Annotated in this window: 15 protein-coding genes; 5 read left to right on the forward strand and 10 right to left on the reverse strand. The window is 38.4% G+C overall.

Annotated elements, in window-relative coordinates; all coding sequences use genetic code 11:
- Window positions 1–8: 8 nt before the first annotated feature.
- Genes rplB through rpsL form a run of 9 tightly spaced genes read right to left on the reverse strand, consistent with a single transcriptional unit; the run spans window position 9 to window position 6,953 of the window.
- Entirely contained in the window at window positions 9–827 is an 819-nt protein-coding gene (gene rplB / locus WC707_03370; protein ID MFA6066196.1) for a 50S ribosomal protein L2, read from the reverse strand.
- A gap of 9 nt (window positions 828–836) precedes the next feature.
- On the reverse strand, window positions 837–1,169 hold the full coding sequence (gene rplW, locus WC707_03375; protein MFA6066197.1) for a 50S ribosomal protein L23: 333 nt from the start codon (window positions 1,167–1,169) through the stop codon (window positions 837–839).
- On the reverse strand, window positions 1,160–1,792 hold the full coding sequence (rplD, locus tag WC707_03380) for a 50S ribosomal protein L4 (protein ID MFA6066198.1): 633 nt from the start codon (window positions 1,790–1,792) through the stop codon (window positions 1,160–1,162). The genes rplW and rplD overlap by 10 nt, the downstream gene beginning before the upstream one ends.
- 2 nt (window positions 1,793–1,794) lie before the next feature.
- Window positions 1,795–2,415, reverse strand: coding sequence for a 50S ribosomal protein L3 (rplC, locus tag WC707_03385; GenBank protein ID MFA6066199.1), 621 nt, complete (start codon window positions 2,413–2,415; stop codon window positions 1,795–1,797).
- 17 nt (window positions 2,416–2,432) lie between these two features.
- Window positions 2,433–2,738, reverse strand: a complete 306-nt coding sequence (gene rpsJ, locus WC707_03390; GenBank protein MFA6066200.1) for a 30S ribosomal protein S10 — start codon at window positions 2,736–2,738, stop codon at window positions 2,433–2,435.
- A gap of 16 nt (window positions 2,739–2,754) precedes the next feature.
- Window positions 2,755–3,945, reverse strand: a complete 1,191-nt coding sequence (tuf, locus tag WC707_03395; protein ID MFA6066201.1) for an elongation factor Tu — start codon at window positions 3,943–3,945, stop codon at window positions 2,755–2,757.
- Window positions 3,946–3,991: 46 nt separating this feature from the next.
- Window positions 3,992–6,061, reverse strand: coding sequence for an elongation factor G (gene fusA / locus WC707_03400; GenBank protein ID MFA6066202.1), 2,070 nt, complete (start codon window positions 6,059–6,061; stop codon window positions 3,992–3,994).
- 20 nt (window positions 6,062–6,081) lie between these two features.
- Complete coding sequence (gene rpsG / locus WC707_03405; protein MFA6066203.1) at window positions 6,082–6,564, reverse strand: 30S ribosomal protein S7; 483 nt, start codon at window positions 6,562–6,564, stop codon at window positions 6,082–6,084.
- Window positions 6,565–6,578: 14 nt separating this feature from the next.
- Window positions 6,579–6,953 (reverse strand): 30S ribosomal protein S12, encoded by a 375-nt coding sequence (rpsL, locus tag WC707_03410; GenBank protein ID MFA6066204.1) that lies wholly within the window; start codon window positions 6,951–6,953, stop codon window positions 6,579–6,581.
- A gap of 233 nt (window positions 6,954–7,186) precedes the next feature.
- Between rpsL and WC707_03415 the strand changes: the two genes are divergently transcribed.
- The 3 genes from WC707_03415 (at window position 7,187) to WC707_03425 (ending at window position 10,323) form a co-directional block, all read left to right on the forward strand.
- On the forward strand, window positions 7,187–8,302 hold the full coding sequence (locus tag WC707_03415) for a M50 family metallopeptidase (GenBank protein ID MFA6066205.1): 1,116 nt from the start codon (window positions 7,187–7,189) through the stop codon (window positions 8,300–8,302).
- A 130-nt stretch (window positions 8,303–8,432) separates the two neighbouring features.
- Window positions 8,433–9,569, forward strand: a complete 1,137-nt coding sequence (locus WC707_03420) for a hypothetical protein (GenBank protein MFA6066206.1) — start codon at window positions 8,433–8,435, stop codon at window positions 9,567–9,569.
- Between the two features lie 88 nt (window positions 9,570–9,657).
- Window positions 9,658–10,323, forward strand: a complete 666-nt coding sequence (locus WC707_03425) for a hypothetical protein (GenBank protein MFA6066207.1) — start codon at window positions 9,658–9,660, stop codon at window positions 10,321–10,323.
- Window positions 10,324–10,339: 16 nt separating this feature from the next.
- Here the strand turns inward: WC707_03425 and WC707_03430 are convergent, their stop codons facing one another.
- The gene (locus tag WC707_03430) at window positions 10,340–11,188 is read right to left on the reverse strand and encodes a FoF1 ATP synthase subunit gamma (protein ID MFA6066208.1); all 849 of its coding nucleotides are present in this window, start codon (window positions 11,186–11,188) and stop codon (window positions 10,340–10,342) included.
- An 87-nt stretch (window positions 11,189–11,275) separates the two neighbouring features.
- Here WC707_03430 and WC707_03435 point away from each other — a divergent pair, with 87 nt between their 5' ends.
- Complete coding sequence (locus WC707_03435) at window positions 11,276–11,848, forward strand: NYN domain-containing protein (GenBank protein ID MFA6066209.1); 573 nt, start codon at window positions 11,276–11,278, stop codon at window positions 11,846–11,848.
- Between the two features lie 15 nt (window positions 11,849–11,863).
- On the forward strand, window positions 11,864–12,292 hold the full coding sequence (gene tsaE / locus WC707_03440; protein MFA6066210.1) for a tRNA (adenosine(37)-N6)-threonylcarbamoyltransferase complex ATPase subunit type 1 TsaE: 429 nt from the start codon (window positions 11,864–11,866) through the stop codon (window positions 12,290–12,292).
- Window positions 12,293–12,317 lie beyond the last annotated feature (25 nt).

Genomic DNA, 12,317 nt, shown 5'->3' on the forward strand with positions numbered 1-12,317 from the left:
CTCTATTGTTATGGTTTTCTTCTTTTTAAAATAAGAGGATTCTTACGTTTTCTTGTTCTTGTCCCCTTACATCCCTTACCCCAAGGCGTCATAGGGTGAGATCCTGACTTAGAACGACCTTCACCACCACCATGTGGGTGATCGATTGGGTTCATAGCCATACCTCTAACAGAAGGCCTGAATCCTAAATAACGCGTACGTCCAGCCTTACCAATGGAAAGATTTTTATGATCAGCGTTACCCAATGTACCAATAGTAGCCCAGCAACTACTATTAACCATTCTGATTTCTCCAGATGGCATACGAAGGGTTACATGATCGCCCTCTTTAGCAACCAATTGAACCGAAGTTCCAGCACTACGAGCAAATTTGCCACCAGAGCCTGGAGTAATTTCAACATTATGAACGGTAAAACCAACAGGAATATTTTTTAATGGTAAGCAATTGCCAATTTTTGCCTCAACTGTTTGTCCCGCTTCAACAACAGAGCCAACAGGCAGCTTATCCGGCATTAACATATATCTCTTAACACCATTTCCAAAAACAACAAGACCTATACGAGTATTGCGATTTGGATCATATTCTATACTTGTTATTTTACCAGGAATGTCTCGTTCAACACGCGCAAAATCAATTAAACGATATTTTTTGGCAGCGCCACCACCTCTGTGTCGAACCGTAATTCTACCATAGGCATTTCGTCCGCCTCTCCTGCGCAAGCCTTTTACTAAACTTCGCTCAGGAGCTTTTTTTGTTAAATCCGCAGTATCGATGAAGGTTTGAAATCTCAACGATGGATTCTGCGGTTTTCTATTTCTTATAGCCATAATAACCTTTTATACTGCCGATGCAGATTGTTCTGGCACTTGAGACGACTGTTTCCATCCAGTTAAATCAAGCGAATGTCCCTTTTTCAAAACAATAATCGCTTTTTTTCTTAATGGTCCATGAAAAACATGTCGGCCAGAACGCCTCGTTTTACCTTTAGATACAATAATTCGTATCTTATCAACTTCTACATTAAATAAACGCTTTAAAGCTTTCGCTATTTCAGGCTTATTAGCCATAGGATGAACATCTACAACGATTTGATTATATCGCTGATTAAGCGTATATGCTTTTGTTGTAATGTGGGGCTTTTTAATAATTTCGTAAATATTTAAATCCATGTTTTCACCATTTCTTTAAAGGAATTTCCATCTTTTTGTAAAAACACCCAACAATCTGCATGAATTAAAGCATATGCATTCGGCTGATCAAATAACATCATACGAACATTATTTAAATTATTAAGTGAAGCATGCACATTATAGTCTTCTTGCATTACAAAAAAGGCTATTTTCTTATCATGCATATTGTGCTGTTTAAGAATGGCGTATGCTTCAGATGTCTTAGGCTTATTCAATAAAGTCCAATCCAATGAAACAACAGATCCAGCGTTCAACTTCTGGACAAACAAAGCATTGAAAACATTGGTTCTTAAAGCTTTAGATGTTTTTAAAGTACGAGTTCTTTCTTGTGGGCCAAAAGTGACACCGCCACCCCGCCACAATGGCGAACGAGCGGATCCTGCTCGAGCACGACCAGTTCCCTTTTGCTTCCATGGCTTTTTATTAGATCGGGAAATGACTTCACCTCGATCTTTACAGGCAACAGTACCCTGACGCCAATTCTGCATAAGAGCCCTAATATAATTAGAAAAGCTCACCGGAGAAATGGAAACTTCCGCATTCGCGACATCAAAGTCTTGAATTTTCATTACCTGAACAGCAGCTGTATTATTATCAACCATGATTACCCACGCTTACGTACAAAAACTAACGAACCGCTTTTACCAGGCACAGATCCTTTTACAAAAATAACTTTTGCTTCTGGTTGAACCTTGATAATTTTTAAATTCTTCATAACACGTTTGTCAGTCCCCATATGACCAGCCATTCTTTGACCCTTTATAACGCGACCTTGGCTACGCATAAAACTCAAAGAACCTGGACCACGGCCCAATTTACTGCCATGACTAGCAACACCGCCAGTAAATCCATGGCGCTTAACGCCACCCTGAAAACCGCGGCCTATGGTTATACCAAAAACGTCAACATAATCACCTTGGCCAACAACCAAACTAATATCAGCGGGTTGCCCTAACGAAGGTGTTTCTGATTCATCAATATGAACTTCTTTAAAAACACTAAAATATTTTCTCGGAGATCTTAACCACTCAGATGAAAAAGGTTTGTCGGAAAACTGTTTTTTGACACATCCTAATTGGATTGCATCATAACCGTCGCGTTCTTTGGTTTTAATTTGAGTAACAAACCAATCAGCAACGTCTATCACGGTAACAGGTACCACCTTATTATCTTGCGCAAAGACCTGGGTCATTCCGATTTTTTTACCCCAGAGACCATTAGCCATTTAATGACCTTTCTTTTTTACTTAATTTCAACGTCAACGCCAGAGGATATATTTAATTTCATAAGCGCATCCATTGTTGAATCTGAAGGTGCCACGATATACACAATACGCCTATGCGTTGTTAACTCAAACTGTTCTCTTGATTTTTTATCAATATGCGGAGAACGTAAAACAGTAAAGCATTTTTTATTATTTGGGAGAGGAACGGGTCCAACAACTTCGGACCCGGTTCTCTTAACCGTCAAAACAATTTGCTTTACAGCTTTATCTAATAACTGATGATCGTAAGACTTTAACGTCAAACGAATTTTTTGTTTTTTCATTCATCAACCCAAAAAATTAGTCTAGAATTTCTGTAATAACACCAGAACCAACGGTTCTTCCACCTTCACGAATAGCAAATCTTCCATCTTTTTCCATTGCTATTGGAGAAATTAATTCGACAGACAACATAACATCGTCGCCTGGCATAACCATTTCACGTCCCTGAGGCAATGTAACAACACCAGTAACGTCTGTTGTTCTAAAATAGAACTGCGGTCTATATCCGTTAAAGAATGGGCTATGTCTTCCGCCTTCATCTTTAGAAAGTACATACACCTGACACTTAAACTTTGTATGCGGTGTGACAGTTCCTGACTTAGCCAAGACCATCCCGCGTTCAATTTCTTCTTTTTTAGTACCACGGAGCAAGATTCCAACGTTGTCACCAGCTTCACCTTCATTAAGAGTTTTTCTAAACATCTCAATTCCAGTAACAGTTGTTTTTGAACGTTGTCCCAATCCAATAATTTCGATTTCATCGCCAATTTTGATGCGACCACGCTCAATACGCCCTGTTGCAACCGTACCACGACCAGAAATAGTGAAAACACCTTCAATAGCCATCAAGAACGGTTTATCAACTTCACGCTGAGGAGCTGGAATATATTCATCAAGAGCATCCATTAATTTCATAATAGCTTGAGCACCAAGTTCACCTTGATCACCATTAAGAGCCTTGAGAGCTGATCCACGAACAACTGGAATTTTATCGCCAGGGAATCCATACTTGGAAAGAAGATCACGAATTTCTTCTTCAACCATATCAACCATATCGGCATCATCAACCATATCAACTTTATTAAGAAATACGACTAATGTTGGAACGCCAACGTTTTTCGCGAGCAAAATGTGCTCACGCGTTTGAGGCATTGCACCATCGGCTGCGGATACAACAAGAATCCCGCCATCCATCTGAGCGGCGCCTGTTATCATGTTTTTAACATAGTCAGCATGACCAGGACAGTCTATATGCGCATAGTGACGCTTTGCTGTTTCATATTCAACGTGCGAAATCGCAATAGTAATACCACGAGCTTTTTCTTCTGGAGCCTTGTCAATCTGATCAAACTTAAGTGATTCAGCAAGACCCTTGTCAGCAAGCACCTTAGTGATGGCTGCCGTTAAAGTCGTCTTACCATGATCAACGTGACCAATTGTTCCCACGTTTACGTGAGGTTTTTTACGCTCAAAAATCCCTTTTGCCATTGTCATTCTCCCGACAAAATTTGTTTTTTTAACATTAACTAAAAACTTACGCTGCCTTTACACTCAAAAGTTGATCTTGTGTGTATTTTGGAACTTCACGATAACACTCAAATTCCATGGAATAACTTGCGCGTCCCTTAGTCATAGAACGCAGTTGCGTTGCATAACCGAACATTTCCGCAAGCGGCACTTCCGACATAATAATTTGATTGCCAATTCTAGAATCAGTACTGAGTATGCGTCCACGACGAGAGCTTAAATCACCCATAACGTCACCCATATATTCCTCAGGCGTTTCCACTTCAACTTTCATGATAGGCTCCAAAAGACACGCGTCTCCTTTTGCCATACCTTCCTTAAGCGCAAGTGAAGCAGCAACTTGGAATGCCAACTCAGATGAATCAACATCATGGTATGAACCATCATACACTGTTGCTCTAAAATCAACAATCGGATAGCCTCCTAAAATCCCGGTATTTTTGGCTTCTTCAAGCCCTTTTTGAATTCCAGGTATATATTCACGAGGAATCGTCCCGCCAACAATACCATTTACAAATTCAAAACCTTTTCCGCGTTCTAGAGGTTCAAACTTAATCCACACGTGACCATACTGACCACGACCACCACTTTGCTTAATGTATTTACCTTCAGCATCAGATGTTTTTTGGATAGTTTCTTTAAATGCAACCTGCAACTTACCTTGACTTACCTCAACCTTATGTTCGCGCTTCAATCGATCAACAATAATTTCAAGATGAAGCTCGCCCATTCCCTTTATAACCGTTTGTCCAGTTTCCTTATCAAACGAAAAGTGAAATGAAGGATCTTCTTGCATGAGCTTACGTAAACCAATAGCCATTTTTTCATAATCGGCTTTATTTTTAGGCTCAACAGACGTTGAGATAACAGGAGCTGGAATATCTATTTTTTCTAATAATATTGGCCTGTTTTCGTCACAAATAGTGTCGCCAGTGGCAGCATCTTTGAGACCAACAACCGCTCCAATATCGCCGGCATGCAATTCTTCAATTTCTTCACGTTTGTTTGCATGAAGCTTAACCAATCGACTGATGCGCTCCTTAGTGCCTCTTGTTGCATTATATATATATGAACCGGCTTTAAGCGTTCCCGAATAAACCCGAACAAAACATAAAACACCCACAAACGGATCTGTCATAATTTTAAAAACCAATGCAGAAAATGGTCCTTGAGACTCAGGCAGGCGCTCTTCCTGCTCACCAGTACGAGGAACTTCACCCATAACTGGTGGAATATCAAGCGGGCAAGGCAAAAAATCTATAACACCGTCAAGCATAAGCTGAACACCTTTATTTTTAAAAGCAGTTCCACAAAATGCTGGGGTTATAGTTCTTTCCAATACACCTTTTCTTAATGCCACTTTAATTTCGGCATCAGTAATTTCTTCTTCATTAAGAAATTTTTCACCCAAGCGCTCATCAACATCGCAAACTTTTTCAATAAGCACCGTTCTTAGCTCTTTGACCTTATCTTCATATTCAGCAGGAACAGGAGCCCATGTAATAGTCAAACCTTTATCATCACCAAACGTTGCCATGCGCTGAGTCAAAATATCAATAACTCCATAAAATGCTTCTGATGCACCTACGGGAATTTGCATCGCAACAGCATTGGCATGCAATTTAGTATTAACATCATTCAAGACTTTAAAGTAATCAGCGCCAATACGATCAAGCTTATTAACAAAAATAATGCGCGGCACCTTATAACGATTAGCCTGACGCCATACTGTTTCTGATTGAGGCTGAACGCCACCAACGCCACAGAAAACGGCAACAACGCCATCAAGCACACGCAAAGAACGACCAACTTCTATAGTAAAGTCGACGTGTCCAGGAGTATCGATAATATTAATCTGATAACCCTTCCACGCGCAAGTAATTGCGGCCGCAGTAATAGTAATACCGCGCTCTTTTTCTTGCTCCATCCAATCAGTAGTTGCAGCACCCTCATGCACCTCACCCATTTTATGAGTTGCTCCAGTGTAAAAGAGAATGCGCTCAGTCACCGTTGTCTTACCAGCATCAATGTGAGCAGCGATGCCTATATTTCTATATTTTTCTAAGGGATTACTCATCTTACATGCACCTTCTTTATTTACCAAGCAAAATGGGCAAAGGCACGATTTGAATCAGCCATTTTATGAACATCAAGTTTTTTCTTAAACGCGTTACCCGTTCCTTCATAGGCATCAAGAAGTTCATACGCCAAACGCAACCCCATAGTTTTATCTTTTCGGGTTGCAGCACATGAAATTAGCCATCTTAAAGCCAATGAGCGACCGCGATGCTCTCCTACTTCCATAGGAATCTGATAAACACTGCCACCAACTCGGCGAGGCTTCACCTCTACAACAGGAGTAATTTGTTCAAGCGCTTTTGAAAAAATTTTCAAAGCCTTATCTTCATCACCCTGAGCCTTTTTGATCAAAACATCAAAGGCTTCATAAATTATGGTACGTGCGACGGATTTTTTACCGCGCCACATCACCACATTAATCAATTTTTGGACAGATTCTGAACCAAATCGAGGATCAACCCCTACATTTCTAATGAAATTAACAGACTTACGCCTTGCCATGCTTTACCTTTACTCTATTTTTTAGATCGTTTAGCGCCGTATAGAGAACGACCTTGTTTTCTATTTTCAACACCGGCAGTATCAAGCGCGCCACGAACAATATGATACTTAACACCAGGCAAATCCTTTACTCTGCCTCCGCGCACCAATACCACTGAGTGTTCTTGCAAATTATGGCCTTCTCCGCCAATATAAGCCGTCACTTCAATGCCGGTCGACAACTTAACACGAGCCACTTTACGTAATGCTGAGTTAGGTTTTTTAGGTGTTTGAGTAAATACACGAGTACATACCCCGCGAGCTTGAGGGTTGCCCTTCAATGCAGCGCTTTTTGATTTATAATGAGACTTGCTTCGTGCTTTACGAGCAAGTTGATTAATTGTGGGCATCGTCAAAATCCCTACGTTTATACGTTATAACTATTACTAAAGACTTAATGTTGCTTTTGGCTACAACTTTCATTCAACCTTAGATAAGATTATTATTAGTTTATCTTTTTAGATAATTTTTTCAAGTGGAATGAAAAAAGTTATTAAGATCTTTTTATATTTAGGCTAGTCAAGCATAACGATCATGATTATAATAGATGCTCTGGCAGTACAATTACCCCTAGGAGGCATACATGTTATTAGATATATTAAAAAACTTATTTTTTATCGTGGCGGGCAGCGCTGGAATAGGATTTCTTATAGGATTTCATGAATTAGGTCATTTTATATTTTGTAAACTATTCAAAATACGCACCCCCTCTTTTTCAATTGGATTTGGCCCACGCCTCTTTGAAAGAAAAATAGGCGACACTGTTTTTGCCCTTTCAGCCATACCTTTAGGTGGTTACGTAGAAATTGCAGGAGCCGCAGAAGTGGGACAAGGCGAACAGGCTGAAGCTCACAGTAATGACCAGTACTCATTCGCGCAAAAGCCCTATTATCAAAAAATGCTCGTTATGGCCGGCGGCATTCTTTTTAATCTTATGTTTGCCTACGTCACCATGATTATTCTTTTTGCCACAGGCATCCCAAAATCGCCTCTCTTATATCCAAAAAATGGCACAACTATTATTGAAACGATTGCCCCAAAAAGCGCTGCCGAAAACGCACAATTATTGCCCGGAGACAACATTATTGCGGTCAACAATCAACCCATCAATAACAATATAGAAGAATTACTTAATATTATAGAACCACTCGCAGATACAGAAGCTACTGTTACTATAGAAAGAGCTTCAGAAACATTGCACATGCCTATTACCTTTGCAAGCAGAACCGTCGGCTCAAGAAAAATAGGCGTTTTCGGCGTTGGATTTGTTCTACAAGACATACCCGCTGTTTCTTTTAAAGATGCATTTAACGAAGGCGTTCATACCGTAAACACCCTCATAAAAAATACTTTTTTTATGTTCAAATCAATGTGCGTCAAAAAGAATATTAATGGTGTTGGCGGACCGCTCATGGTTATTTCTGAAACCATTAAGGGTGCTGCAAAAGGCGCAAAAATCTTTTTCCTCTTATTAGCATTTATTAGCGTCAATCTTGCCGTATTAAACATGCTGCCATTACCTATCATGGATGGTGGGCAAGCATTATTTTATACGATTGAAGCTATTATTCGCCGTCCATTACCAGAAAATGTACGTTTATATATTCATTATGTCTGCTGGGTCGCTATTGTAATTCTCGCTGTTTATTTGAGCATTAAAGATATTGGTACCATAGCAACATCACTTCTTGCTAAATAATTTTTATTACGTAACTTTTTATCGAGGCATGCTCAAAACATGCCTCGATTTAATTTTACATATAACATTTACTTCGCCAAAAACTCATTACTATAATATCTCTATTGATCAAGCTTATTAATGGAGTATTATGAAAATAATGTTATTTTTTATCGTATATTCAGCAATTTTTGTTGTAACGCAAACAAAAGCTGTTATTCGGTTCACTCGAGAAAATGCTATTGATACAAAAACTTGGTATGCACTGCCCCGTGCGAGCACAACTACTATTATCGCGGCAGGAATTATGCCTGATGGAGAAACTATTGTTATAGCAAATTCTCATCAAGCGATTTATTCTTACAATATAAAAAACCGCCCCCCTTTTTTTCTATTCGATTATTTACCGGGAGTTGGTATCACTGCTACCGTAAAAAACTTTATCATTACGCCCGACAAAAAGTACATTGGCGTTTGTGCAGAAGAAGACGAACCGCTTATCGGAAAATTGATGACAATAGCCGTTTGGGATGTCGCAAATAAACAAATCGTGCAGCCAAGTTTTCTTGAAAAATTAATAGAACAACAACAAACAATGCAGACTCTAGGAATAACTGCATGCGGTTTTCATCACGAAAACAAATTTATTGCGAGCCTTAAAAATAGAACTCTATTACTTATAACCTATGATAACGTTACAACTATCAAATCTCCAAACAACTCAATCATAAAAAAAATAGAAATCAGTCCATCAGATAAACATATTCTAGCAGCATCAGATAATAACAAAGTTTTCTTAAGCAATTCCGATCAACCATTCGCTCCTGATAAATTTATTCAATTGCCCTTTAACAAACAAATACGCAATACCTGCTTAACCAACTCAGCAATAATAATTGATTTTCAAGATAACACGCTAGAAATATGGTCCTACCAAGGCACGCTACTCCATACTTTCAACAATGTCCCGCATCAAATAAATACTTTGGCAGTCATGCCAAATGATACATATGTTGTAGCTGGAAATGCCGATGGATATATACATGTTATAGACACAGCAAATTTTACTATATATTCGCCTACTGATGCACAAAAAAGTCATCAAGGTGCAATAACCTCAATTCTCTTTACGCCCGACAATCAAAAAGTGATAACAACAGGAGTCGATGGAAAAATAATTATATCAAATATTACAGAAACCAACTCAAAAGAACCCAATAATCAATTGCAAAAACTTCTTGAAAATTTATCTTCAGATCTTTTATATCTAACGCAACTGATAAGCTAAAACAAGCTCTCAGCCTTGCTTTATACAGCATAAATTACTATACTTACCCATATTTTTTATAGATTATATAATTTTTATGGGGACTTTTATGCGACATTTTTCAACTTTTTTATTTTTACATACGTTTATTTTTGCGCCTATTATCAACATGCAAGAAAACACGTTTATTCTTGCACTTACCAATCTCTCTGATCGATGCATTACTATTGCCCTGCGGGACAGTGATAATAATTTCTTAAGTACTGTCGATACTGATCGCAATGTAATAAAAAATAAGCTTGATGGTTTCCCAGCATATACACTCCCGGCACACGCACAAATAAGCACTTTTTATATACGTGCAATCAACAAAGCACAAATGCCACTCACGCTCTATGCCTATAAAGCTCGAGACTCTTTTAAACCATCACAAAAACTTATTTTGGGATATAATGACACACAAAAAAAACAGTACTTTGATATCGATGAAATACCCATACAAAAACCAAAAGATTCAGGTTACATTTTAATGTTTACAGAAACGAACAAACCATCTTTCTCAAAACTATCTGGTATATGCACCAATCAAACACAAACCGATACGCCACAATCCAACCTAACGATAGGACATCTTCAAGAGGTTGCATCGCGACTGGACTTTCATATAGAGCTCATATTAGAGCGCATCAACTATGATCCTATTAGTATTGGGATCGAGCAATACTGGAATCGCGATATTATTAAGAAAAAATTGCTCAAAAAGAAAAACAAATAGATTTATCTCAAAAATCTTATAGACCAGAGACAAGATCGGTAAGTTCACGCGTGATGAGGGCTTGCCGAAGCTTATTATAATCAAGCTTCATAGCGTTCAAAACGTCTTCGGCGTTGCGCGTGGCGGCGTCCATAGATATAAAACGTGCAGCCTGTTCAGCTAACAGAGATTCAAAAAGCACATTTTGCAAAGAAACGCCCAGCGTCAACTTATAAATATATTCCTGTAATGCATCAAGATCTTCAGCTTCGTACTTATAATCGGGCTTCACATCTCCAGAAAAAATATCAGTATCTTGAGGATGATCAAACGGTAAAATACGTGTTTTTTGACACATTTGTAAAAAAAACGTTTTTGGATGATTGCTATACGCATACACATCGGTGTACTTTTCAGCCTCTATCAAAGCCGTTAGCTGTGCAGAAAGTTCTACAAAATTAGCGATCGTAAAATCATCAAAGCGCTTAAAACTACGTGAACCAACAACCTTATGCGCATAATCGACCATATGCCTGCCAATAACAATAATATCAGGCGTAGTCATATGTAATAACCCATCTTTGCCAATAAAAGTAATAAGATTGTTATTAAACGTCCCACACAAGCCTTTTTGCGAACCAATAATGAGCACCAGAGTTTTTTGCTGAGGCGCTGCAAGATCATCACTATTCGTGGCTACAACAGGGCGAACATCCCGTAAAACATGTGCAAATTGTTTAATTTCTTGCTGATACCGTTCTAAATGAGTTTTTTTTTGACGTAAACGGGCATGCGAAGAAATGGAAATAAGCCTCATAGCATTAGTTGTTTGCTGGATAGTTTCTATCGCATTAATTCTCTGCCGTAAGTAAATAAGATGTGACATAAGCAAAAACCTTACAATATATGCGCGTAAAAGGTATAGTTTTATTAATAAATGTACGGCCCATTATCATCTTTGGCAATAGTTATTATGATTTTAATTATAGATGCATATAATATTCTTAAAAATATTTTTCATAATGTTCTGATTTCTGAAAAACAACGAAGAGCGTTTATCGACCTTATAACAAAATATGCTCATACAAAAAAACATACTATATATATTGTTTTTGACGGAAACTCTTCAGACGTAAACCAATCCCATAACCATAGCGTTTCTATTATATATTCAGGATACAACAAAAGCGCCGATCAGGTGATTATATCCCTTGTCGAAAAATTACCTGAAAAAGACAATATTTTACTCATAAGTTCCGACAACAATCTTAAAAAAACCGCACGCACCCATGCTGTTGCATCATGCGATTCAGTTGAATTTTATAAATACATCACGCAGGACGTAACTCACAAACAACTACAAAAAAACAAAAGCCCTCATACACATAAATACACCCATCATGCCAGCAGTACAGAGCTCGACGAGCTCATGCATACAAGCATAGTCGTACATAAAGACGAAACACCCATAGCAAAGCCAACAAAAAACGCCTATACTGCTTCAAAAGAAGAAAGAAAACTTAATAAGATTATTAAAAAGTTATAACAAAATAGGCCTAGCATGAAAACCCATGAGCTCATTTACACGCTTGACACTATCGACGATATCGCAAGAGATTTATGTGAATTACTGGATGAATACCCCGTCTTTACTTTTACCGGAAATCTTGGTGCTGGCAAAACAACATTAATTCAGGCCATTTTTAATCGTTGCGGCATTCATGAAGAGATTCAAAGCCCCACCTTCACCTATTTATCTACCTATGCGAATGCCAACGGCCAAACGTTTTATCATTTTGATTTATATAGGCTCAAAAATACACACGATTTTACTACCATGGGCTTTGACGAATATCTCTATAACCCTTTAAGCTGGTGCTTTATTGAATGGCCAGAAATCATCATGCCTCTGCTCACCAAAAAAGTTTGTCATATAACCATCGACTATCACGGCTACGATCGCCGGCGCCTTCGATACATTGTTATATAAAAACTCATATTTTAAATAAACCCCT

The sequence above is a fragment of the Candidatus Babeliaceae bacterium genome (genome assembly GCA_041660765.1).
Taxonomy (GTDB): Bacteria; Babelota; Babeliae; order Babelales; family Babelaceae; genus JBAZVR01.

Excerpts from the sequence above, each read along its gene's own strand:
- tsaE (MFA6066210.1), top strand. The coding sequence starts at position 11,864 with ATGAAAACCCATGAGCTCATTTACACGCTTGACACTATCGACGATATC.
- rplD (MFA6066198.1), bottom strand. The coding sequence starts at position 1,792 with ATGGTTGATAATAATACAGCTGCTGTTCAGGTAATGAAAATTCAAGAC.
- WC707_03425 (MFA6066207.1), top strand. The coding sequence starts at position 9,658 with ATGCGACATTTTTCAACTTTTTTATTTTTACATACGTTTATTTTTGCG.
- WC707_03420 (MFA6066206.1), top strand. The coding sequence starts at position 8,433 with ATGAAAATAATGTTATTTTTTATCGTATATTCAGCAATTTTTGTTGTA.
- WC707_03415 (MFA6066205.1), top strand. The coding sequence starts at position 7,187 with ATGTTATTAGATATATTAAAAAACTTATTTTTTATCGTGGCGGGCAGC.
- WC707_03430 (MFA6066208.1), bottom strand. The coding sequence starts at position 11,188 with ATGTCACATCTTATTTACTTACGGCAGAGAATTAATGCGATAGAAACT.
- WC707_03435 (MFA6066209.1), top strand. The coding sequence starts at position 11,276 with ATGATTTTAATTATAGATGCATATAATATTCTTAAAAATATTTTTCAT.
- rplC (MFA6066199.1), bottom strand. The coding sequence starts at position 2,415 with ATGGCTAATGGTCTCTGGGGTAAAAAAATCGGAATGACCCAGGTCTTT.
- rpsJ (MFA6066200.1), bottom strand. The coding sequence starts at position 2,738 with ATGAAAAAACAAAAAATTCGTTTGACGTTAAAGTCTTACGATCATCAG.
- tuf (MFA6066201.1), bottom strand. The coding sequence starts at position 3,945 with ATGGCAAAAGGGATTTTTGAGCGTAAAAAACCTCACGTAAACGTGGGA.
- rplB (MFA6066196.1), bottom strand. The coding sequence starts at position 827 with ATGGCTATAAGAAATAGAAAACCGCAGAATCCATCGTTGAGATTTCAA.
- rplW (MFA6066197.1), bottom strand. The coding sequence starts at position 1,169 with ATGGATTTAAATATTTACGAAATTATTAAAAAGCCCCACATTACAACA.
- fusA (MFA6066202.1), bottom strand. The coding sequence starts at position 6,061 with ATGAGTAATCCCTTAGAAAAATATAGAAATATAGGCATCGCTGCTCAC.
- rpsL (MFA6066204.1), bottom strand. The coding sequence starts at position 6,953 with ATGCCCACAATTAATCAACTTGCTCGTAAAGCACGAAGCAAGTCTCAT.
- rpsG (MFA6066203.1), bottom strand. The coding sequence starts at position 6,564 with ATGGCAAGGCGTAAGTCTGTTAATTTCATTAGAAATGTAGGGGTTGAT.